This window comes from Paraburkholderia phenoliruptrix, from assembly GCF_019511605.1.
Classification (GTDB): domain Bacteria; phylum Pseudomonadota; class Gammaproteobacteria; order Burkholderiales; family Burkholderiaceae; genus Paraburkholderia; species Paraburkholderia phenoliruptrix_A.
Genome location: NZ_JAEUAV010000002.1, coordinates 396,634 through 418,624, shown reverse-complemented (window position 1 = coordinate 418,624; position 21,991 = coordinate 396,634). Strand labels below are relative to the sequence as shown.

The window sequence follows — 21,991 nt, the reverse complement described above, 5'->3', positions numbered from 1 at the left end:
GAGATCGGCCGCCCAAAGTCAGTGCATCGCCCCCATCGCTTTTCCAATTTCGATTAATAACCTCACCGCGGACCGGCGCCATTTAAATGGACTCCAAGCTCTCGCGGGTTTTCCTCGCAATCTGCATTTGACAGAACGCTGGACGCTTTAGAAGGACGAATATCTTATGGACGAAAGGAAGCGAGATAGCATGATTGCGTATCTCCGCCATCGCATGGAAGAGTTTGGCATCAAACCAGAAGACCTTGCCGCCGTACTGGCAGCCGAACCGGCCGCGCAAAAGAACGCTCGCTACCGTAGCGCGACGGGAGACAGCTGGGACGGCCAGGGCGAAATGCCTCAATGGCTCAAGCAGGCAATCAGTGCCGGTCAATCAATCGACCACTTCGAATTATCGGCGCCACCCGCGCCCGCTCCGCAGCCGCAAAAGCGCGTCGACTGGAAGAACGACCCGTTCGCGGGCAGCCGGCTCGCGCGTCAGAACGACCACTGAGACCACCGCCAGCACGACCCTCTGCAGCAAGCGCCGCGCTATTGCGGCACATCACAGGTTGGCAAACTGACCAGTGCACGACGGCATGCACTGCGGCGTCGCGCGCGCCGGCATCGCATCATTTTGCGGCGCCTCGATAAGAGCGCTTAACTGACGCACGATTTGCCAGAACACCTTGTCGAATAGACGAATCCGTTCCGGCTCGGAAAGAAAGTCCGCGAGCGGATTGGCGATATTCCACTCGCAAAGCGCAGGGTTGCCCGGAAAGGCAGGCGCATGGGGAGCGGCAACGCTGTCGTCCAGCGCGACCACGAGATCCATGCGCGGCGCCCATTCGCCGGTAAACTCCAGCCAGCTTTTCGGGCAAAGCATTCCAAGGTCGGAAACGCCGGGCCGCAATTGCGCGACCGTCAACGGATGAATTCGCACGGCCGGCTCCGGCCCGGCACTGAATGCTTCGAAGCGATGCCCGCCCAGCTCTCGCAGCAGGGCTTCGGCCATGATGCTGCGTGCTGAATTCTCGCGGCACAGAAACAGCACTTTATATTTCTTTGTCACGCTTACCCCGTACCGTGTTTTTGGTCTCTTGTATGTGCGATTGTGCTCGCAGAGTCTTGCGCCCCCGTGACACTACGACGTCTTTATTCCGCGCGCTAGAGGAATTTCCCCCTGGAACTGCCTGATCGGAAGAAATGCAAGGGGCGCGTTAAAGCCGCAGGCCGTTGAGGAACTGGAACCAGAGGTTGGAAAAACCGCCGGCGGCAGGGGCTTCTTTTGCGGCCTCGTCGCGTTTGGCTGGCTCAGAGCCAGAAGAATCGGCCGTGGCTTCGGCGCGGGCGTTCGTCGTTGCGGCGTCTCCCGGCGACACGGCGTCGCTCGACTGCGGCGAAGCGTCTGCAGCCTGCTGCGAAGTCCTGGAGGCCGTGGCTTCGCGCCGCGAAGTCTGCAAGGCCGCTACGCTGTCGGCGATCTGCGCTGCGCGTGCCGCTTCACACTGGCGCCCGAGCAGCACGCCAAACAACACATCGCGATTGTGGCCCTCGTCGGCAAAGCGCATCGCAAGAGAAACCATCTCGGCATAGGCGGCTTCGTCCGCCGCACGCGCTGCCGCCTCGCGCTCGGCCTGCGCCTCCTCATGGCGCATGCGCTGCGCTTCCCACTGCTGCATCTGTTCGGCGTAGACGGCGTCGTACACCTCGCGCTGCGCGGCGTCCGAGAGAATCGCGTAGGCGTCCCTGATCTCCTGGAAGGTGGCGCGCGCAACTTCTTCCGAGCCCGCATTGCGGTCCGGATGCCACTTCATCGCGGCCTTACGGTACGCGCGCTTGATTTCGTCTTCCGTGGCGTGCATCGGCACGCCAAGCGTGTCATAGAGAGTTGCCATCTGTCGGTTCGAGCTTGCCGGGATCGTGTCGCGGACCATCGTAGCACGCGACAAACAGCCGGATCGTGACGTCGTGTGTGCGTGCGCTTCGCGATCGAGGCAAGAACCGTGACGCAGCCGCGCGAAAATCGTCGCGTCATCGGCAAAAAAATGCCCCGCCAGCATGCAGGCGGGGCCGAGTCCCATGTCAAGGAGTGTCATGGAGGAGACGCTTCGATCATAGCGGCGCCCGCGCTCGCGCCAAAACAATAGATCGCCATATGCTTATCGGCGCCAACGCGCGAAGCGGGCCGGCAATCCATCTCTGACTGATCGCACCTCCCGCGCGGTTATATGGTTAGAACAAAAAGTCGCTTCGTGCTGCGTGCCGCGCTCATTAAGATGATGCTTCAAAGTCCGGTTCGCCCGGCCCGCTCACGCGCAACCCGCGCGCGGGCGCCGCGAGCCGCCACCGAAGGAGCATTTCGTTGACCAGTTTCCATCACCCTCGCCGCCCGCTCGTGGTCGGCATTGGCGGCACGACGCGCGCGGCCTCGTCGACCGAGCGCGCGCTGGGCTTCGCGTTGCGCGGCGCCGAGGCTGCGGGCGCGAGAACCCGGCTCTTCGGCGGCACTTTCCTTCATAGCCTGCCGCACTACGCGCCCGAACACAGCGAGCGCACCGACGAACAGCTCGAACTGATCGAAGCCGTTCGTCACGCCGACGCGCTGATCATCGCGACGCCCGGCTATCACGGCGGCGTCTCGGGCCTCGTGAAGAACGCGCTCGATACGCTCGAGGAATTGCGTGCCGACGAACGTCCGTATCTGGACGGCCGCGCGGTCGGCTGTATCGTCACGGCTTATGGCTGGCAGGCGGCCGGCTCGGTACTCACTTCGCTGCGCGCAATCGTCCACGCGTTGCGCGGCTGGCCCACGCCGTTCGGGGCGGGCATCAACACGCTGGAAACCCGCTTCGACAGTGTCGATACCTGTTCCGACGCAAAGGTCGTCGACCAGCTAGCCACCGTGGGCCAGCAAGCCGCGCAATTCGCGCTGGCGTTCACCGCGCAGCGCGCGCCGGCCGCGAACGCCACCAACGCCCCGAACTCCACGAACGCCGCGCACGGTGCGAACCAGCAAACGCAGCCCGCGCGTAAGTTGCACGCGGTGTAATACCTCGCCCGACGTCCTCTTTCGCGACTCCTCCAGCAGCGCCCCCTCGCCCGCAGCGCCCCCATCGCCTCGCATGCGCGAAGCGGGGCGCTCGCGCGTGAGCTACCGTGCGGCACATAACAGACCCGGCGGCCGTCACGCGCGATAGTGTCTGCGAACCCGCCAAACCAGCCCTTATCCGGTGTTCTGAAGAGCGTTCCGGTTTCCCGCTGATTTGCTTGCGAAGAATGATTGGTTCACGGGCCCTTCAGTGCGGCCTACGCTTGAGCCTGCCCGCCGACTCATCCGCCGCCTGATGCCGACGCCGACGCGAACGCCGGCTGTCATACGCAGCGGCCTTTGCAAAAACATGCGGGCCTATTCACCGCCACGATCATGAATTCAAATATTCGCTACAAGGGCTATGAAGTCGCGCCGGCCGCGCAACGTTTGCCCAACGGACTATTCGCCGCGAACCTGACCATCGAAAAAGCAAGCGCAAAGAGCGGCCAGGCCTATAGCTTCGACGCGCTCGACTATTTCTTCGACGAAGAACATGCGCTTGCCTACGCATTCCGCTGGGGACGCATGTGGGTCGACCATCACCAGTGACACCGCGGGCAGGCTAAGCGGCGCGGGCGGCCATGCACCGCCCGCGCCGCGTTTCGGGGCAATGTGACAGAATAGGCGACACATCAAATTCGCTATCTGCACGCTTGCCATGTCCGACACATTGACAGATCTAGCCGAAGACCACACTTTGCGCCATTGGACCTTTGCCGGCACCGCCCGCGTGAAGATCGGCTCCGAGGCGCATAAGCACATGTTCTGCCGCATGTTGCTCGAGACTCACGACCCGTACAAACCGGCCGTGATCGACTGGCCCGCGCTGTCGTCCGACGCGCTCGAACGGCTCTGCTCGCTGCCAATCTGGGACATCGCAGTGCAAACGGAAGGCCGCGCGTCGATCAACGTTCACACCTACGCCGCGCAATTGAGCGACCCGCTGCTGCGCGAAGCCATTACGATGGACGGCGACGAAGAGGCCCGCCACAAGCGCGTGCTCGCGCGCCTGATTGCGGCCTACGGCATTGAAATCGCACCTGAGCCGCACTATCCCGCGCCGCGCGACCCCGAATGGGCGTGGATGCGTACGGGCTACAGCGAGTGCATCGACAGCTTCTTTGCGTTCGGCCTCTTTCGCGCGGCACAGCAGTCGGGCTATTTTCCAGAAGCGCTGGTGGAGACCTTCGAACCTGTGATCCAGGAGGAAGCGCGTCACATCCTCTTTTTCGTCAACTGGGTCGCCTGGCACCGGCGTAACATGCCACTATGGCGCAGGCCGTGGCACGCGTTGCGCGTGGCCGCCATCTGGGTCGTGCTGATCTGGGAGCGAGTGGCCATCGCCAAGGGCATCGACGCAAACGGCGTTGCGCACGACTCGAACTTTCTGCCGGCGAACAGCAGCGTGATCGGCAAAGGGCTGGAAACGCCCGAGCTTGTCGAACTGTGTCTCGCGGAAAACGAGCGCCGCATGAGCGGCTACGACGCGCGGCTGCTGCGCCCGCGGCTCGTGCCCACGCTCGCCCGTTTCGCACTGCGCTTCATGCGGCGTTCGCGCGGCTCCGGCACTGAACGATAAGGAGCACGGCCATGATCTGGACCGTCGATGAACAGCTCGCGCTGAGCGCAACCGGAGCCGTCGCCGCGATCCAGTCGGGCCGGCTCCACGCAACAGATTACGTCGCCACCCTGCTCGCGCGCGCGGCCGCGCTCGAAACACTCAACGCGCTGACCGTGATCGACCTGGACGGCGCGCTCGCCGCCGCGCGGCGCATCGACGCGTTGCCCGCCGAAGCCAGGGCCCGACTGCCACTCGCCGGTTTGCCTGTCGTCGTGAAGGACAACATCAACACCGTGGGGCTGGCCACTTCCGCCGGCACGCCGGCACTGCAAGGCTTCGTGCCGGACGTCAATGCGCGCTCCGTGCAACGGCTGCTCGACGCCGGCGCGATCATTCTCGGCAAGGCCAACATGCATGAGCTCGCGTTCGGCATTACGAGTACCAATCTCGCGGCGCATGCGGGCCCCGTGCGCAATCCATACGACCCCGCGCTGATTCCGGGCGGCTCGTCCGGCGGCACGGCGGCGGCAATTGCCGCGCGCATCGCGCCCGCCGGCCTCGGCACCGACACCGGCGGCTCCACGCGCATTCCGGCCGCGTTGACGGGCACCGCGGGCTTTCGTCCGTCGGTCGGCAACGGCGGCGCCGAGCGGCGCTATCACGACCCGGACGCAGTGGTGCCGATCAGCCACACGCGCGATACCGTCGGCCCTATGGCGCGCAACGCAGCCGACATCGCGCTGCTCGACGGCGTGATCACCGGCGAGGGTCCGTTGCCCGCCGTCGCGCTGAACGGTCTGCGCATCGGCTTGCCCGCACCGTTGTGGGCGGGTCTTGCGCAAGATGTCGAAGCCGTGGCGCAAAGCGCGGTGAAGAAGCTCGAAGCGGCCGGCGTTGTTTTTGTGCCGGTGGCCATGAGCGAACTGGAAGATCTCAACGGCATGGTCGGCGGGCCAATAGCCATCCACGAAGCGCGCGTGGATCTCGAAGCGTGGCTCGCCGCCAACCATGCGCCGGTGCAGACCGTAGCCGAACTGGCAGCGCGTATAGCGAGTCCCGACGTGCGCGCGATCTACGACGTAGTGCTCGCCGGCACGCTCGACTCGCGCTATGAAGCGGCGCTCAATCACTGGCGGCCCCGGTTGCAGGCTTATATGGCCGCGACCTTTGCCGACGAGCGTCTCGATGCACTGCTCTTTCCGACCACGCGGCTCGCCGCCGTGCCAATCGACGAGATCAACGGTTCGTCCACGGTGTCGGTAGACGGCGCGCCGGCCATCGACACGATGGAAGCATTTCTGCGCAATACCGATCCGGCCAGCACCTCGGGCATTCCCGGCTTGTCGCTGCCGGCAGGAATCAGTGCGCAAGGTTTGCCGGTCGGCCTCGAACTCGACGGGCCGCTTGGCAGCGACCGCCGTCTGCTCGCAATCGGCGTGGCCGTCGAACAATTGCTCGGCGAAGTGCCGCCGCCCGTGCTCTAAACCGTATAAAAGATGCCCCTCAACCAGGCCTTTTCCCGCACGACGACAAACACCCTTGCCAGCAGGTCCACTCTTTCCAAATCCGCCGGTCCCGGCCCGCTGCGGCGCAGCGGGCATTACCTGAAGCGAGCCGCCGCGGCGTTCGGCGTAGCGCTCGCCGTGGCGGGCTGCGCACGCCTTGCGGCCGTCGATTCGAACGCGCTATGGAAGATTGTCGATATTCGCTGCGTTCCGTCGCAACAGGCGACCGGCACGCCGGGCCAGTGCACCGCCGTCGATCTCGACAAACGCTATGCAATCCTGAAGGACATTGTCGGCCGCTCGCAGTATCTGCTGATACCGACGGACCGCGTGAGCGGCATCGAAAGCCCGCTCGTGCTCGCACCGCATGCGCCCGGCTATTGGGCCGACGCATGGGCCGCACGCAGCTATGTTAACGGCGCGGTCAAACGCACCCTCGCGGACAATCAGTTGGGTCTGGAAATCAACTCCCAGTTTCGCCGCACGCAGAACCAGTTGCACATTCATATCGACTGCATGCGCGGCGACGTGAGCGACGCGCTCGCACGGCACGCGAACGACGCGCCCGACACGTGGCATTGGGACACGCTCAACGGCAGCCGCTACCGGATCATGCGCGTGAAATCGCTCAGCGGCGCGAGCGACCCGTTTCGCATCGTCTCGCGCGACAATCCGAACCCCGACGCAATGGCCATGCAAACCATTCTGGTGACGGGCGCCGGGCCGTCGGCGCAGAAAGACGGCTGGCTGGTCGTGAACAGCGGTCTAGACGCGGACAACGGCACGGGCTCGGCCGAGGGACTGCTCGATCACGCGTGCCGTATTGCCGACACCTCGTCATAGCGGCTCGCGCAAACCGGCGGCGACGGCCCCGCCCGCCGGGCGCGGGCAATCAATGGTAGATGGTTTTCGACGATTGCAGCTTCGTCAATACCCCGCGCTGGAAGCGGAACCAGCCTTGCGAGCCTTGCATCACGACCTCATCGCCTTGCCAGAACACACGCTTGACACTCATGCGGGCGCCTATGCGCTGCACAAGCGGCGGACGCCGCCGAAAGTCGTACAGCACCGGACCTGAATCGGTTTGCACGAGCACGCGCACGACAGTGCCGTTCGCGCTGTTCATGTCGTCGAAATGCGTCAGCGCGTGGGCGCTGAAGCGATCGAATACGTCGTTTGCGAGCAGCGCGCTAAAGCCCTGGCCGTCGCGGACGAATTGCACCTGGCCCGTGGGGGTATCGAGCGGACCGGCATCACTGCTTTGCGCCTGAATGGGCGCTGCGAAAAAGTTGCCCGCTACCGCCAGTGCGGCAAGATAAAGTCGTTTCATATCGGCATAAAAATGTTCGAGGGGCGCCTCGCGCGCGGTGCGCGGTGCACAACAGGCGCTGACAATCGCTGCGGGCATTGTCGCCGATTTTCGCCAGCCGTTGCCGCTTGTCGCCTCTTGCGCGTCGTAGCGCAAATACAATCCCGAACAAATTGGTTCTGAAGCCGCCCATTGGTACGTACGATCAGTCGGAACATGCATTTGACCGGCTCAACCGATGGCAATCTATCTCGACGACACGCAGCGCAACATAATCGCAAGGCTCGCGACGAGCCGCACATGGCGCACGCAATGGCCGACGTGGATGCTGGTCGTCGCGATCTACGGCGGATGGTTCGGTGTCGCCACGCATGCCCGCGAACTCGGCTTGCCGTTGACCACCGTTCTGCTCGCATTGCTCAGCGCGTGGTACATGTCGTTGCAGCACGAGCTATTGCACGGCCACCCCACCCGCTCCGCACGCCTGAACGCACTGCTAGGTTTCGCGCCTCTCGCGGTGTGGTTTCCCTATCGGGTCTATCGCGAATCGCATCTACAGCATCACGACGATGCGAACCTGACGGAGCCAGGGCGCGATCCAGAAAGCTACTTCGTCGACACTGAGACATGGGCGCGGGCAGGACGGGCGATGCGCGCGCTGCTCCATTGCCGTAACACGCTCGTCGGGCGGCTGCTACTCGGTCCGGCGTTCGCCATCGCGGCGACGGCGGTCGATGCTTTGCGCAAGATCAGCCGCCGCGACAGGCGCGATGTGCCCGCCTGGCTCGCGCATTTCGCCGCGCTCGTGCTGCTCACCTTGTGGCTGCAGCAGGTTTGCGCGATTCCGGCATGGGTGTTCGTGCTCGGCGTCGGGTATGGGTCGCTGTCGCTCGGCTCGCTTCGGTCATTCCGCGAACATCGCCCGGCACACGATAGCGCGCATCGTACGGTTATCAACGAAGCAGGTCTGTTCTGGCGCCTGCTCTATCTAAACAACAACTTTCATCTGGTTCACCACGACTTGCCGCACGTGCCATGGTTCGCGCTGCCCGCGATTTATCACGCGTCTCGCGAGCAGTATATCCAGCGCTCCGGGGGTTTTCTGGTCGAGGGTTATACAGACTGGGCGAGGCAATACGCGTTTGCCGCGGCCGAGCACCCGGTCCACCACCGGCCGCAAAGTTTCCCAGCGGCTCACCAGCACAGCCCGACGCGAGGGCAGCGCGCCGGTGCGACGCATCGACACACACAGCAGACGTAACCGTATCCATTCCCCTGCCCGGCGGGCTTTCCGGGATTCGGCCACCTATTTGCCACACGCTGCCACACGCATCCAAATGAGAATCATTTGCATTTACGGCGAAATTGTCCGATCATGGTGCATGTCACCCGCTGTCCTGTTTTCACCATGACCATCCTGTCCGACATCACCGACTTCCCGCGCGCCCATGCCGGCGCGCAGACAACGGCTCGGGGCGTCGCGCCTGACGCGCGCAGCCGGACATGGCCGTCGTGCCAACCGGAGGTTCAATGAATTTCCACAACCCGCCCGCGAGAAACCACACGCTCTACGATGAATCGTTCACGCAGCATCCCGATATGGCAGAGCAGACCGTGCTGACGGCCGTGCGCACGTGGTTGCGTCCGCAATGCGACAGCGTGCGCCGCAACAGCGACTGGAGCGGCGTCTTGCATGAAGCCGGCATGACCGCGAACGGCATCGGCTACTTCGATATCCTGATGCGCTCGCTGATGCGTGCGTCCTGCCGGCCGCTCGATACCCGTTGCCGCTGCGCGTCCGAACTCGCCAATGACGAAGCCTCGCTGCTGCAGATCATCGCGCTCCTGCAACGAACCCGCAGCGACGCCGCGACGCAGATGCTGAACAACTGGCTGCCCCAGCCGACGGTAAGCACCGTGCTGAAGATCATGCGCTGGTTCTCGATCGCTCTACTCGACGCGGGCCTCGTCCTGCAGGTACGCGCGCGCCGCGTGACCTACATGCATTGAAGGCCGTGCAACGCGCGGTTGAAAATTCGTCAGTGGTCGGGAAACCGAGCTAATATTCGGTTTTTTTCAGGCCGAATCATGAAGACGACCAGGCGTGCGTCATTAAAGCCGCGCAAGCTGCCGCAGCAAAGCCGCGCGCAGCAAACCGTCGCGACGATCCTCGAAGCCGCAGCGCTTGTTCTCGAAGCCAAAGGCGCGGACGGGCTCAATACCAATCTGGTCGCGCAGCGTGCCGGTGTCAGCGTGGGCACGCTGTATCAATACTTTCCCAACAAGGACGCGCTGATTGTCGCACTGAGCAAGCGCGAGCAGGCCGTGTTCCTGGCGGAAGCCGAAGGCGCGTTGAACGAGCGCACGGGCCAAAGCGCATTGAAGCATCTGATCACCGTCTCCGTGCGGCAGCAACTGCGCCGTCCCGCGCTCGCGCGCGTGCTCGATTTCGAGGAAAACCGTCCCGCTATCGCAAGAGAACTGGCCAGGTCCAAAGCGGCATTTCGCGGGGTCATCGAGCAGATTCTGGCGCGCGAGGATATTCCACCGCAGCCCGACGTGCAGATCGCCACCGACGACGTCATGGCAATCGTTCGCGCGATCGTCGACGGCGCCGGAGAGCGCGGCGAAACCGATCGCGCCGCCCTGGAAGGACGCGTCGGCCGCGCGTTACATGGCTATCTCGGCATTGCGGATACCACCCCCGCAAAGCCACGAACCCGTAAGTAAACAGCACACAAAATGCGAGCAATCGCTCGTATCGCCTCGGGCCATGCACGGCCCAACGCCATGCTGCATCTTGGCTTCGCTTGGGTCTTTCCGCACGGCTGAAATGCGAGTTTTAAAACTGAGTGTTTGCTCGGAAAATAGATTCCGTGGAGCGCAGCTTGCGCGGCCAGTCGCAATCGGGGCCTACGCCACGGCAGCGCCCACCATCTTTAACGTTCTCTGCGAGCTCGACAATGAATCTCTTCCAGCAAGCCAAGCTCAACCACCTGAGCTTTCCCACCACCGACGTGGCGGAAACGGCCGCATTTTTCGAAAAGTATCTCGGCTGCGAGGTTGTAGCCGCCGGCGAGCATCGTCTGCTCAAGCGCAATGGTTTCGACATTGTGCTGGAGCACACGACTGAAGAAACGCCCGTCTGGCCCAAGAACTTTCACTTCGGCCTCGAGGTTGCGAGCCTCGACCAGCTCCACACGCTTCACGACGAATTCGCGAAGGGCGGTGTGCAGATGGAAACGGGCATCTTCAATAACACGCGCGGCTCGCGATTTTTCTGCCGTGCGCCCGGCGGCTTGCTGATCGAAGTGAACACGCGCGAGGACATGCAGCAGGAACAATGGCGCAAGCTGTTCTGATGCTGTTCTGACGCTGTTCTCATCGAGGCAGCGGCCTGATGCAGCCGCGTGCGCTTCACCAAGGCACGACTCGTCCAAGGTAATCCAGGTAGTGCAAGCCGGAGCGGCCCTCGTAGGCCTGCATGGTATCGAGCAGATTGGGAATGCTCTCCTCGATGCTCAGGCGCGCTTCGGGGCCGCCCATATCCGTGCGCACCCAACCGGGCGCCATCAGCAGCAAAGTTCGCGGATCGTTCGCGTGACGGGCGGCAAAGCTACGCATGAACATATTGAGCGCGGCCTTGCTGCCGCGATAAACCTCATAGTTGCCGTTCACGTTATTGGTGACGCTGCCCTGGCCTGACGACATCACGCCGATCGTGCCTCCCGGTTTCACGAGGTCATGCAACGCCTCGACGACTCGCATGGGACTGAGCGAATTGGTCACCATGACGCGCACGAATTCTTCGGTCGAGACATCCGCTATCGTTTCGCGGTCGTCGTTTTTCACGCCTGCATTCACGAAGAGCATGTCCAGTTGCCGGCCCGCGAGGCGCGCGCGCAACTGCGCAACCTGCTCGGGGACCGTGATGTCGAGCGTCTCTACTTCGAGTGCGCCACGAAGTTCGCGCAGCCTTTGCATCGAATGGGCACGCGCGGTTGCAATCACGTGCCAGCCGCGTTGCAGATATTCCTCGGTCATCGCGAGGCCAAGACCGCGCGATGCGCCTATGAGAAGGACGGTTTTCTGAGGGTGAGTGGCTTCCATGATTCATCCTTTTGAAAGACACACGTCCACATGCATTGGATTGCCGTGCGTCGTAAGCGGCTCAACGGAAAAGGGTCGATGGAAAATATAGTCACGCCCGAGCGTTGCCGGAAGGCGCGGTCCATGCATTGATAACCTGCACGAAACGCCTCGTGCCACGCGGGTGTTACGATTGGGCATGCCCGAAACCGACCTGAATCTGCTGATTGCGCTCGCAACGCTGCTCGACGAGGAAAGCGTGGCAGGCGCCGCGCGCCGCCTGGGGCTGAGCGCTTCTGCCATGAGTCGAACGCTTGCGCGGCTTCGCGCCACCACGGGCGATCCATTGCTGGTTCGCGCGGGCCGTGACATGGTGTTGACGCCGTATGCCGAGTCGATTCGGGAGCGCACACGAGACGCGCTTCATGAAGTCCGCGCGGTGCTTCGTCCGTCGCGAAACGAGCCCGACCTTGCTGTGCTGCGGCAGACGTTCACCATCCGCGCGAACGACGGCTTTGTCGAAGCCTTCGGCTCGCCGCTCATCGCCGCCGCAACGCAAATTGCGCCCCATGTGCGCCTGCGCTTTGCAGCCAAACCCGAGAAAAGCGCGGCGCATCTGCGAGACGGTTCCGCTGATCTGGAAATCGGCGTGCTCGGCGAAATGGGTCCCGAGGTACGCTTGCAGGCGCTTTTTCAGGACCGTTTCGTGGGCGTAGTCAGAAAGGGCCATCCGCTCGAGCAGGACGGCGAGATAACGGCCGGGCGGTACATTGCTTTTGGCCATGTCGTGGCGTCGCGACGCGCGAGCGCCACGGGCCCCGTCGACGACGCGTTGGCGCGCCTCGGTCTCGCCCGCACCATTGTGGCAGTGGTGCCGGGCTTTCCCGCCGCACTCGCCGTGGCTCGCACCTCGGATCTGATAGCACTCGTGCCGGCCTCGTTCGTCGACGCTCACCGGGCGCACCTCGAGACCGGCGCAGGCGTGGACATCTACGCGTTCGAGCTTCCCGTCGTGACGCAGACGATTACCGTATCGCAGATGTGGCATCCGCGTCAGGACGTGGACCCGGTTCACCGTTGGCTCAGGCAACTCGTGCTGTCGGTATGCCGCCGACAAGCGCCGATGCGCGACGCACCATGAGACGCACTGGCGGTTGTTCAGCCGCTCATTGCTTCGTTCCTGCGTTCAACCTGGACATCATCGCGCTCGTCCGGTAGTAGTTCCGGCGAAATCGTCGAGCTAAACCGCGCCCGACACAAAGCCCGCTGCCTCACGCTCGCACCCGTGAGCGCGTGCGAGCGCGACCGGCCGCATTGCGCGACTGGGACTGCGGCTGGACCTCGGCCAGCAATTCGTCGTGCAGTCCGCGCAACACCTCGACGAACGCGGAAGCCAGCCGCTCTCGCGGCCGATGCGGCGGAAACAGCAAATAGGTCTGAAAGCGCGTGGCCGGCACGAATGGGCGAATCGCAATGTCCGGCCCCGCATAATCGCGCGCCACAATCGGATGCGCGAGCGTCACGCCCATGCCGTGCCGTACCATCTCGCAGCACATCGCCGTGTACTGCGCCTCTATCGCCAGCACGCGCTGCACGCCCGCACGCTCGAATACCTCGTCCATCAGCGCGCGGGTTCCGTCGCCGTGACACAGCGAAATGAACGACTCACCTTCCAGATCTTCGGGCCTGATGCTGCGCTTTGCCGCCAGCGGATGCGCGGCCGGCATCACGCATACAGCCGCCACGTCCGAAAGCTGCTCCACCTCGCAAGCCGATGCCTCGCTCACATAGACGGCCACGCCAAGGTCGCAGAACTGCGAGGCGGTCCAATGATTGACCGTGGCCGACGTGTTCACATGAAGCGACACGGTCACGTCCGGAAAGAGTTCGACGAACCGTTTGATCGCATGCGGCACCAGCGTCATGCCCGCTGACGGCATGGCCGCGATGCGCAGGCGCCCGCTGCCCAGGTTGCGAATCTGCGCAGCCGCATTGGCGAGGCCCTGCAAACCGACGAAAGCACGTTCGACCTCGCGAAAAAACGCCTGCCCCTCGCTGGTGGGAATCAGCCGCACGCCGCTGCGCTGAAAGAGCTGCAGCCCCGTGTCGCGCTCCAGTTGCGCAATCAGGCGGCTCACGTTGGGCTGCGAAGTGAACAGCGCTTTTGCCGCGGCGGTCATCGAGCCCGACACCATCACCGCGCGAAATGCCTCGATATGCTTCAGATTCATGCGTGTTTTCCCCAGGCGGTGGTTGGTCCATCCATATCATTCATGCATAGGTAGGTATTTTATTCGTATTGGACGACATGACGAGCCGGCGCGACACTGCCTTTCACCGACGGGCCGCGAAGCCCGCCCCCCACACCGGAACTGGAGATCGTCGTCATGAAAAGAGCGCTGCATCGCCGTCTGTTCGCCCCGTCTGCCCCGTCATTCCTCTCGCTCGCCGCCGCTTGCGTCGCATTGAACCTCGCCGCGCCGCTCGTCGCGCAGGCCGAGACCACGCTGTATGTCGCCAACGTGGGGGGCTCGAACGAGCAGCTCTACCGGCAGAAAATCATTCCGCAGTTCGAGAAGGCGCACAACGTGAAGATCGTCTACGTCGCGGGCAATTCGAGCGATACGCTCGCCAAGCTCCAGGCGCAGAAGGGCCACCAGCAGATCAACGTGGCGGTGATGGACGACGGCCCCATGTATCAGGCGATGCAATTGAACCTCTGCGCGAAGCTGGACGACGCACCGATCATGAAAGACGTCTACCCGCTCGCCAAACTCGGGCCCAGCGCGGTCGGCGTGGGCATGGTGGCAACCGGCATCGGCTATAACGAAGAGGCCTTCAAAAAGGCCGGCCTGCCGCCGCCCGATTCGTGGAAAGCGCTCACGGACAGCCGCATCAAGGGCAAGCTCGGCGTCCCGCCGATCACCAACACGTACGGCCTGCATACGCTCGTCATGCTCGCGCGTCTGTCCGGCGGCGGCGAGAAGAACATCGACCCGGGCTTCAGCGCAATGACGAAGCAGGTCGCGCCCAACGTGCTCTCGTGGGCGCCGACGCCCGGCGAAATGGACGGCCAGATGCAAGCCGGCGACGTGATCCTCGCGCCGTACGGCAGCGGTCGTGCGGTCGCCCTGCAAAACACGGGCTTTCCGCTGAAATTCGTCTACCCGAAGGAAGGCGCGGTCGCGCTGCAGGTCGCCGCGTGCGTGGTCGCCGAAAACGCGCAGCCGCAACTGTCGCAACAATTCGTTCAGTACCTGTTGACCCCGGAAGTGCAGGTCTTGCAGGCGCAAAACATCGGTCTTGGTCCTGTGAACCGGACCGTCAAGCTCACGCCCGAAATCGCCGCACGCGTGCCGTACGGCCCCGAGCAGATCGGAAAGCTCACCGCCATGGACTGGGCGACCATCAACCAGCACCGCACCGAATGGACCGAGCGCTGGAATCGTTCAGTCGAACGCTAACGTGTGGCACCGGTCCGTCCCTCGCGCGGCGCGCGAACCGATGAAGGAGCAAAGCGCATGGCCTTCCTGACCCTGCAGGGCATTTCGAAACGCTACGGCGATTTCACCGCAATCGAACAGCTCGATCTGGACGTCGAACGCGGCGAGCTGCTCGCGCTGCTCGGCCCGTCCGGCTGCGGCAAGACCACCACGCTGCAAATGGTGGCCGGTTTCGTCTCGCCGACCACGGGCCGCATCCTGCTCGACGGCCGCGACATCACGAACGAGCGTCCCGAGAAGCGCGGCATAGGCGTGGTGTTTCAGAGCTACGCGCTGTTTCCGCACATGACGGTGGCGGGCAACGTCGGCTTCGGGCTCGAAATGCGCAAGGTCAGGCGTCAGGAGCGCGAGGAGCGGGTCGCGGAAGCCCTCGCGCTGGTGCGCCTGAACGGTCTCGGGCATCGTTATCCGAAGGAGCTGTCGGGCGGCCAGCGGCAGCGCGTGGCGATTGCGCGCGCCATCGCGATGGAGCCGGAACTGCTGCTGCTCGACGAGCCGATGTCCAATCTCGACGCCAAGCTGCGCGAGGAAATGCACATCGAGCTTCGCGCAATCCAGAAGCGCTTGGGCATCACGACCATCCTGGTCACGCACGACCAGGTCGAAGCAATGACGATGAGCGACCGCATCGCCGTCATGCACCGCGGCACGATTGCGCAGTTGAGCACGCCCTACGAGGCCTACGAGCGCCCCGCCACGCCGTTCGCCTCCACGTTCCTCGGCCGCACCAACACGCTGTCGGGCGAAGTGTTGCACCGCAATCCGCGCTGCGCGGTGGTCGCCGTCTCGGGCACCACGCTGCACGTGCCCCACGAAGGCCGCCATGTCGACGGTGCTGTGCATGTCTACATTCGTCCCGAGAAAGTCCATCTTGCCAATGGCGATGCGCGCCTGCGCGGGCGCATCGCGACACGGGTGTTCGTCGGTAATCAATGGTTGCTGGAAGTGGAGACCGAGCTCGGCAAGCTGCGCGTCGCGCAGCCGAACCTTGGCGCGCCGCCGCCCGATGAAGGCCACGAAGTAGGCCTCGCATGGACCGACGACGACCTGCGCGTGCTCACGCAAGACGGTCCGGAGGGCGCCCATGGCCACGCTTGACGACGACCGCGCCGGCGCCGCGCCGTGGCTGCTGTCGGGACCCGCGCTGCTGCTCTTCGTCGGCCTGTTGCTGGTGCCGCTGGTGCTCACGCTGATGCTGTCGTTCCGCGTGTTCAGCGACACGGCCGGCGTCACCTCCGCCTATACGCTCACGAATTACTGGGAGGTGGTGAGCGACCCCTACTACGGGACGATCTTTCTGCGCACCGCCGGTCTCGCCTTCGCCGTCACGCTGTTGTCCATCGTGCTGGGCGTGCCTGAAACGATCGTGCTCGCGCGGATGAAGCGCCCGTGGCAGTCGCTGTGTCTGCTGATCGTTCTGGGACCGCTGCTGATCTCGGTGGTGGTGCGCACGCTCGGCTGGCAGATTCTGCTCGGCAACAACGGCGTGCTCAACAACGTCCTGCAATCGCTGCACATTACCGACGAACCCATCCGCCTCGTCTTCACGATGACCGGCATGATCATCGCGCTCACGCATGTGCTGGTGCCCTTCATGGTGATGTCCGTGTGGGCGACGATGCAAAAGCTCGACCCGCAAGTGGAATGGGCCGGCCGCTCGCTCGGCGGCTCGCCGTTCGCGGTGTTCCGCCGCGTGGTGCTGCCGCAGATCATGCCGGGCGTGCTGTCGGGCGCGATCATCGTGTTCGCGTTGTCGGCGTCGGCATTCGCCACGCCCGCGCTGATCGGCGGGCGGCGCCTGAAAGTGGTCGCCACCGCCGCCTATGACGAGTTCCTCGGCACGCTCAACTGGCCGCTCGGCGCGAGCATCGCCGTGCTGCTGCTGATCGCCAACGTGGCGATCGTGATGGGCTGCAGCCGCCTTGCCGAGCGCCGCTTCAAGCACATCTTCGATTGAGAAGGAGAGCGATCATGAAACAGAACGGCATGGCCGGCCTCATCTACAACGCGTTCTTTCTGAGCTTCATTCTCGCGCCGCTCGTGGTGGTGATGCTGGTGGCGTTCACCGACAAGGGCTTCATCTCGATGCCGTTCGACGGCGCGTCGCTGCGCTGGTTCCGCGCAATCTTCGATAACAGCGACATCGTCGCGGCCTTCTGGCTGTCGGTGCGGCTCGCCTTCGCGGCGGCGACCATCGGCGTGCTGCTCGCGGTGCCTGCCGCGCTCGCCATCGCGCGCTATCGCTTTCCTGGCCGCGCCGCGCTCACGAGCTTTTTCCTCTCGCCGATGATGATCCCCGCCGTCGTGCTCGGCATTGCGTTTCTGCGCTTTCTGTCGCTGCTGCATCTGTCGGGTTCGTTCTGGTCGCTGGTCTGCGCGCATGTGGTAATCGTGCTGCCGTATGCGCTGCGTCTCGCGCTGTCGTCGGCAGTCGGGCTCGACCGCGACGCGCAGCGCGCCGCGCTCTCCTGCGGCGCGAGCCGCTTCACCGCCTTTCGCCGCGTGGTGCTGCCGATGATCCGCACCGGCGTGGCGGGCGGCTGGGTGCTGTCGTTCATCCAGAGCTTCGACGAACTGACCATGACCATTTTCGTCGCGACGCCCGGCACGACCACGCTGCCCGTCGCCATGTACAACCAGATCGCGCAGACCATCGATCCGCTCGTCGCCTCGGTGTCGGCGGTACTGATTGTCGGCACGGTCCTGCTGATGGTTCTGCTCGACCGCATGGTCGGACTGGACCGCATTCTGATCGGAGAAGCTCAATGACGTCTTCAGGCACCGCCGGTTCCGGCGCGCTCGCGGATGTGATCGTGGTGGGCGGCGGCCTCGTCGGCTCCGCTGTCGCATACGGACTCGCCCGCGAAGGCGCCCGCGTCACCGTGCTCGACGAAGACGACGGCGGCCTGCGCGCCTCGCGCGGCAATTTCGGCCTCGTCTGGATTCAGGGCAAGGGCTACGGCCTGTCGCCGTACGCACGCTGGTCGCGCAGTTCCGCCACGCGCTGGCCGCAGTTAGCCGAGGCGCTGCTGCAGGAGTCGGGCGTTGACGTAGCGTTGAAACAGCCCGGCGGCTTTCACTTCTGCTTTACCGACGAAGAACTGGCCGAGCGCGCGAGGCGCCTTGCGACGCTGCGCGCCGAGCTCGGCGATTATCCCTATCAGATGCTCGATGCCGCCGAAGTGCGCGCGCGCATTCCGCAGATCGGCAGCGCGGTGATCGGCGCGAGCTACTCGCCGATGGACGGCCACGTGAATCCGCTCAAATTGCTGCGCGCGCTCCACACCTCAATGCAGGCGAGCGGCGTGCGGCTGGTTTCCGCCGAACGCGCGCAGCGCATCGAGCCGCAAGGGCATAGCTTCGTCGTGCACGGCAAACGCGGAACGTATCGCGCCGCGAAGGTGGTGCTCGCTGCCGGACTCGGCAATCGCACGCTTGCGCCGTTCGTCGGGCTGAAGGCGCCGGTTGCGCCGAATCGGGGGCAGGTGCTGGTGAGCGAGCGCGTCGCGCCGTTTCTGCACTACCCCACGCTCAACGTGCGCCAGACCGATGAGGGCAGCGTGCAGTTCGGCGATTCGATGGAAGAAGTCGGCTTTGACGATTTCACCACCACGCCCGTGCTTGCCGACATCGCCCGGCGCGGCGTGCGCGCCTTCCCGATGCTCAAGCATGTGCGACTCGTGCGCATGTGGGCGGCGCTGCGCGTCTACAGCCCCGACGGTTTTCCTATCTACGACCAGTCCGAGGCGCACCCCGGCGCATTCGTGGTCACCTGCCATAGCGGCGTGACGCTCGCCGCCGCGCATGCGCTGCGGGTGTCACCGTGGATCATGGGCGCGCCGTTGCCCGACGAACTGCCCACCTTCTCCGCGCGACGCTTCGAGCACGCAGCGCAACTGACTCCTGCTCATTGACTCCGACATGACCACACGATCGACTCAAGCGCCCAAGCCGGCGCGCACTCAAACGCCGGCACCCACGCTGTTCAGGCCGCTGCCGGGCGACGACGCAGCCGCAACCAGCATCGGCATCTGGTTCAACGACGAGCCGTTGAACGTGCCGAGCGGACGCTCGGTCGCGGCGGCGCTGCTTGCCTCGGGCGTGGCGCGCTTTCGCGCGACGCCGGTCTCGGGCGCGCCGCGCGGGCCGTTCTGCATGATGGGCGCATGCTTCGAGTGCCTCGTCGAAATTGACGGCGTGCCGAGCCGCCAGGCCTGCATGGTCGAGGTGAAAGCGGGCATGCGAATCCGCTCGCAGGAGGGCGCGCGCGATCTGCCGCCCGCGAGTCTCGCCGATACACCGCTGGAGAACGCACATGGCCGCTGATTTCGCAACCGAGGCCGTGGACGTGGTCGTGGTCGGCGCGGGTCCCGCCGGCATGAGCGCCGCGACCCGCGCCGCGCGCGCGGGCCTGGCGACCGTATTGATCGACGAACAGGACGCCGTGGGCGGCCAGATCTATCGTGCGATCGGTCGCGCCGATGCCCGCCGCAAGGACATTCTCGGGCCCGACTATGCGGCCGGCGCCGCTATCGCCGACGCCTTCGCTGCGTCCGGCGCACGTCATCTGACCCACGCCACGGTGTGGCAGGTCACGCGCGAGCGCGGCGTCAATTATCTGCGCGACGGCAAGATCGGCAGCTTCGATGCGCAGCGCGTGATTCTTGCAAGCGGCGCGCTCGAGCGGCCGTTTCCGATTCCCGGCTGGACGCTGCCCGGCGTGCTGACGGCGGGCGCCGCGCAAATACTTCTGAAGAGCGCCGGCGAAGTGCCCGCCGCGCCGCCCGTGCTGGCAGGCTGCGGACCGCTGCTCTATCTGCTCGGCTGGCAGTATGTGCGCGCCGGCGTGCCGATTCGCGCCCTCGTCGACACCACACGTCATGAAGACCGCTGGCGCGCTAAGCGGCATATGTTTTCGGCTTTGCGTGCGTGGCCTTTTCTCAGCAAGGGCTTGCAACTGATCCGCACACTGCGCGATGCAGGCGTGCCGATTTTCGAAGCGGCCGACGATCTGCGCGTCGAGGCGCGCATGGACCACGATCAGGTGGAGCGCGCCGCCGCGCTTCACTTCACGACCAAAGGTGTCGCGCATCGTCTGGAGGCGGACGTGATCCTGTTGCACCAGGGCGTCGTGCCGAATACGCAATTCACTCAGGCGCTGCGCGCGTCGCATCGTTGGGACAACGCGCAGTTGTGCTTCACGCCGCAGCTCGACGCGTGGGGCGAACTGGACGTGCCCGGCATTTTCGTCGCGGGCGACGGCGCGGGCATTGGCGGTGCGCAGGCGGCTGCGTTGCAGGGCGAGCTTGCAGGACTCGCGGTGGCCGCGCAGCTTGGCGCCCTCAGCAGCGCGGCACGCGATGCGCAAGCCGCCGGGCCTCGCCGCGCGCTGGCCGACGTAATGCGTATCCGGCCATTTCTCGACAGCCTCTATCGTCCGCGCGACATCAACCGAATTCCGCGCGACGAAACCGTTGTGTGCCGTTGCGAGGAAGTCACCGCCGGCGAGTTGCGCAAGTTCGTCGAACTCGGCTGCGTCGGGCCCAATCAGGCCAAGTCGTTCGGACGCTGCGGCATGGGACCGTGCCAGGGCCGCATGTGCGGTCTGACGGTGACCGAAGTGATCGCCGACGCGCGCCGCGTGTCGCCCGCCGAGGTCGGCTACTACCGCATCCGTCCGCCGATCAAGCCGCTCACGCTCGGAGAACTCGCCGGTGAATGACGCAACCGTCCTTCAGGAAGCCGATGTCCTCGTGGTCGGCGGCGGGCTGCACGGCACGAGCAGCGCGTTCCACCTGGCGCGCCGCGGCGCGAAGGTGATCGTGCTCGAAGCCGATTACGTCGCGCGTCATTCATCGGGCGTGAACGCGGGCGGCGTGCGCACGCTCGGCCGGCCGCTGCCGGAGATTCCGCTTGCGCTGATGTCGCGCGAAATCTGGCACGGCATGACGGATCTGCTTGGCGAAGACGGCGGTTTCGTCGCGTCCGGTCAGTTGAAGATTGCCGAAACCGACGACGAACTCGCCGCCTGCCGCGAGCGCGTCGCACTGCTGCAGTCGCATGGCTTCACGCATGAGACGGTGATAGACCGCGAAACCGTGCTCGAACTCGAACCGGCGCTCGCACGCCATGTCACGGGCGGCATCTGGGTCGAGCGCGACGGCTACGCGCTGCCCTACCGGACCACGACGGCATTCCGGCGCGCCGCCGAGCGGCTCGGCGTGCGCTTTCTGGAAGGCACCGCCGTGCGCCGCATCGAACAGCGCGGCACCCGCTGGCTCGCGCACACGCCGCGCGGCACGTTCAGTGCGCAAAAACTGCTGGTTACCGCGGGCGCCTGGTCCGGCGAACTCGCGAAGCAGATCGGCGAGCCGGTGCGGGTGCATCCCGAAGGTCTGATGCTGATGGTGACGCAGCGCGTGGCGCCCTTCTGCCGGGCGACGCTCGGGGCCACCGGCAGGCCGCTATCGTTCAAGCAGTTCGATAACGGCACGGTGGTGATCGGCGGAAAGCTGATCGGCATCGCGGACCTCGCGAACCGTCACGGCGAAGTGGATTTCGTGCGGCTCGTACGCAGCGCGCGAACCGTGACCGACCTCTTTCCGCATCTGCGCCATCTTGGCGTGAACCGCGCATGGGCCGGCGTCGAAGCCTTCACCGCAGACGAGCTCCCGGTCATTTCCGCAAGCCGCAAAGCGGCCGATCTGTATTACTCGTTTGGCTATTGCGGCAGCGGTTTTCAGCTCGGGCCGGGCTGCGGAAAGCTGGTGTCCGAACTGATGCTCGACGGCACACCGACCGTTTCGCTCGACGCGTTTGCAATCGACCGCTTCGCGAGCGATCCGGCTTCTGGCGACGCACGCGCCGCGCATCTCGTCACGCATTGAACCGTTGCACTTTTACCGCTTTGCCGCGTGCCTGACAACGCGCGCGGCGGCTTTCGTTCGACCT

At 64.7% G+C, this 21,991-nt stretch carries 24 protein-coding genes; 19 read left to right on the top strand and 5 right to left on the bottom strand.

Going from position 1 to position 21,991, the window contains the following annotated elements; genetic code table 11:
- Nucleotides 1–166 precede the first annotated feature (166 nt).
- Nucleotides 167–493, top strand: coding sequence for an H-NS histone family protein (locus JNB89_RS05575; RefSeq protein ID WP_013342959.1), 327 nt, complete (start codon nucleotides 167–169; stop codon nucleotides 491–493).
- A gap of 51 nt (nucleotides 494–544) precedes the next feature.
- Here JNB89_RS05575 and JNB89_RS05570 read toward each other — a convergent pair whose 3' ends face one another.
- Nucleotides 545–1,051: a low molecular weight phosphatase family protein gene (locus JNB89_RS05570; protein ID WP_220361564.1), complete on the bottom strand. Its 507-nt coding sequence runs from the start codon at nucleotides 1,049–1,051 to the stop codon at nucleotides 545–547.
- 148 nt (nucleotides 1,052–1,199) lie between these two features.
- On the bottom strand, nucleotides 1,200–1,877 hold the full coding sequence (locus JNB89_RS05565) for a J domain-containing protein (RefSeq protein ID WP_220361563.1): 678 nt from the start codon (nucleotides 1,875–1,877) through the stop codon (nucleotides 1,200–1,202).
- Between the two features lie 467 nt (nucleotides 1,878–2,344).
- Between JNB89_RS05565 and JNB89_RS05560 the strand changes: the two genes are divergently transcribed.
- The 5 genes from JNB89_RS05560 to JNB89_RS05540 all read left to right on the top strand — a co-directional run bounded on the left by JNB89_RS05560 (nucleotide 2,345) and on the right by JNB89_RS05540 (nucleotide 6,982).
- Nucleotides 2,345–3,031: an NADPH-dependent FMN reductase gene (locus JNB89_RS05560; RefSeq protein ID WP_220361562.1), complete on the top strand. Its 687-nt coding sequence runs from the start codon at nucleotides 2,345–2,347 to the stop codon at nucleotides 3,029–3,031.
- A gap of 375 nt (nucleotides 3,032–3,406) precedes the next feature.
- Entirely contained in the window at nucleotides 3,407–3,622 is a 216-nt protein-coding gene (locus JNB89_RS05555) for a hypothetical protein (RefSeq protein WP_013342955.1), read from the top strand.
- Nucleotides 3,623–3,731: 109 nt separating this feature from the next.
- Nucleotides 3,732–4,652: a ferritin-like domain-containing protein gene (locus JNB89_RS05550; RefSeq protein WP_220361561.1), complete on the top strand. Its 921-nt coding sequence runs from the start codon at nucleotides 3,732–3,734 to the stop codon at nucleotides 4,650–4,652.
- Between the two features lie 11 nt (nucleotides 4,653–4,663).
- Nucleotides 4,664–6,118 (top strand): indoleacetamide hydrolase, encoded by a 1,455-nt coding sequence (gene iaaH / locus JNB89_RS05545; RefSeq protein WP_220361560.1) that lies wholly within the window; start codon nucleotides 4,664–4,666, stop codon nucleotides 6,116–6,118.
- A 12-nt stretch (nucleotides 6,119–6,130) separates the two neighbouring features.
- On the top strand, nucleotides 6,131–6,982 hold the full coding sequence (locus tag JNB89_RS05540) for a CDP-diacylglycerol diphosphatase (RefSeq protein WP_220361559.1): 852 nt from the start codon (nucleotides 6,131–6,133) through the stop codon (nucleotides 6,980–6,982).
- A 49-nt stretch (nucleotides 6,983–7,031) separates the two neighbouring features.
- Here the strand turns inward: JNB89_RS05540 and JNB89_RS05535 are convergent, their stop codons facing one another.
- Complete coding sequence (locus JNB89_RS05535) at nucleotides 7,032–7,469, bottom strand: hypothetical protein (RefSeq protein WP_220361558.1); 438 nt, start codon at nucleotides 7,467–7,469, stop codon at nucleotides 7,032–7,034.
- A 217-nt stretch (nucleotides 7,470–7,686) separates the two neighbouring features.
- Between JNB89_RS05535 and JNB89_RS05530 the strand changes: the two genes are divergently transcribed.
- From JNB89_RS05530 to JNB89_RS05515, 4 genes are all read left to right on the top strand, one after another.
- Nucleotides 7,687–8,709: a fatty acid desaturase gene (locus tag JNB89_RS05530; RefSeq protein ID WP_220361557.1), complete on the top strand. Its 1,023-nt coding sequence runs from the start codon at nucleotides 7,687–7,689 to the stop codon at nucleotides 8,707–8,709.
- A gap of 269 nt (nucleotides 8,710–8,978) precedes the next feature.
- The gene (locus JNB89_RS05525) at nucleotides 8,979–9,458 is read left to right on the top strand and encodes a hypothetical protein (protein ID WP_135891465.1); all 480 of its coding nucleotides are present in this window, start codon (nucleotides 8,979–8,981) and stop codon (nucleotides 9,456–9,458) included.
- 78 nt (nucleotides 9,459–9,536) lie between these two features.
- Nucleotides 9,537–10,178, top strand: coding sequence for a TetR/AcrR family transcriptional regulator (locus JNB89_RS05520; protein WP_220361556.1), 642 nt, complete (start codon nucleotides 9,537–9,539; stop codon nucleotides 10,176–10,178).
- Nucleotides 10,179–10,411: 233 nt separating this feature from the next.
- Nucleotides 10,412–10,810: a VOC family protein gene (locus JNB89_RS05515; protein WP_013342947.1), complete on the top strand. Its 399-nt coding sequence runs from the start codon at nucleotides 10,412–10,414 to the stop codon at nucleotides 10,808–10,810.
- 55 nt (nucleotides 10,811–10,865) lie between these two features.
- Here the strand turns inward: JNB89_RS05515 and JNB89_RS05510 are convergent, their stop codons facing one another.
- Nucleotides 10,866–11,558 carry an SDR family NAD(P)-dependent oxidoreductase gene (locus JNB89_RS05510; RefSeq protein ID WP_135891462.1) on the bottom strand — a complete coding sequence of 231 codons (693 nt, stop codon included), beginning with the start codon at nucleotides 11,556–11,558 and terminating at the stop codon, nucleotides 10,866–10,868.
- 178 nt (nucleotides 11,559–11,736) lie between these two features.
- Here JNB89_RS05510 and JNB89_RS05505 point away from each other — a divergent pair, with 178 nt between their 5' ends.
- Nucleotides 11,737–12,678, top strand: coding sequence for a LysR family transcriptional regulator (locus JNB89_RS05505; protein WP_220361555.1), 942 nt, complete (start codon nucleotides 11,737–11,739; stop codon nucleotides 12,676–12,678).
- Between the two features lie 130 nt (nucleotides 12,679–12,808).
- Here the strand turns inward: JNB89_RS05505 and JNB89_RS05500 are convergent, their stop codons facing one another.
- Entirely contained in the window at nucleotides 12,809–13,768 is a 960-nt protein-coding gene (locus tag JNB89_RS05500; protein ID WP_220361554.1) for a LysR substrate-binding domain-containing protein, read from the bottom strand.
- A 156-nt stretch (nucleotides 13,769–13,924) separates the two neighbouring features.
- Between JNB89_RS05500 and JNB89_RS05495 the strand changes: the two genes are divergently transcribed.
- The 8 genes from JNB89_RS05495 to JNB89_RS05460 are packed head-to-tail and all read left to right on the top strand — an operon-like array spanning nucleotide 13,925 to nucleotide 21,927.
- The gene (locus tag JNB89_RS05495; RefSeq protein WP_135891460.1) at nucleotides 13,925–15,001 is read left to right on the top strand and encodes an ABC transporter substrate-binding protein; all 1,077 of its coding nucleotides are present in this window, start codon (nucleotides 13,925–13,927) and stop codon (nucleotides 14,999–15,001) included.
- A 57-nt stretch (nucleotides 15,002–15,058) separates the two neighbouring features.
- A complete protein-coding gene (locus JNB89_RS05490) occupies nucleotides 15,059–16,138 on the top strand; it encodes an ABC transporter ATP-binding protein (protein WP_135891459.1) in 1,080 nt (359 codons plus the stop codon).
- Entirely contained in the window at nucleotides 16,125–16,997 is an 873-nt protein-coding gene (locus tag JNB89_RS05485) for an ABC transporter permease (protein ID WP_135891458.1), read from the top strand. Before JNB89_RS05490 ends, JNB89_RS05485 begins: the two co-directional genes overlap by 14 nt.
- 14 nt (nucleotides 16,998–17,011) lie before the next feature.
- Nucleotides 17,012–17,809: an ABC transporter permease gene (locus tag JNB89_RS05480; RefSeq protein WP_013342940.1), complete on the top strand. Its 798-nt coding sequence runs from the start codon at nucleotides 17,012–17,014 to the stop codon at nucleotides 17,807–17,809.
- Complete coding sequence (locus tag JNB89_RS05475; protein WP_220361553.1) at nucleotides 17,806–18,954, top strand: NAD(P)/FAD-dependent oxidoreductase; 1,149 nt, start codon at nucleotides 17,806–17,808, stop codon at nucleotides 18,952–18,954. Before JNB89_RS05480 ends, JNB89_RS05475 begins: the two co-directional genes overlap by 4 nt.
- A gap of 7 nt (nucleotides 18,955–18,961) precedes the next feature.
- Nucleotides 18,962–19,366 (top strand): (2Fe-2S)-binding protein, encoded by a 405-nt coding sequence (locus tag JNB89_RS05470; protein ID WP_220361552.1) that lies wholly within the window; start codon nucleotides 18,962–18,964, stop codon nucleotides 19,364–19,366.
- A complete protein-coding gene (locus JNB89_RS05465; protein ID WP_220361551.1) occupies nucleotides 19,356–20,762 on the top strand; it encodes an NAD(P)/FAD-dependent oxidoreductase in 1,407 nt (468 codons plus the stop codon). The genes JNB89_RS05470 and JNB89_RS05465 overlap by 11 nt, the downstream gene beginning before the upstream one ends.
- Nucleotides 20,755–21,927, top strand: a complete 1,173-nt coding sequence (locus JNB89_RS05460; protein ID WP_220361550.1) for an NAD(P)/FAD-dependent oxidoreductase — start codon at nucleotides 20,755–20,757, stop codon at nucleotides 21,925–21,927. Before JNB89_RS05465 ends, JNB89_RS05460 begins: the two co-directional genes overlap by 8 nt.
- The last annotated feature ends 64 nt before the right edge of the window (nucleotides 21,928–21,991 follow it).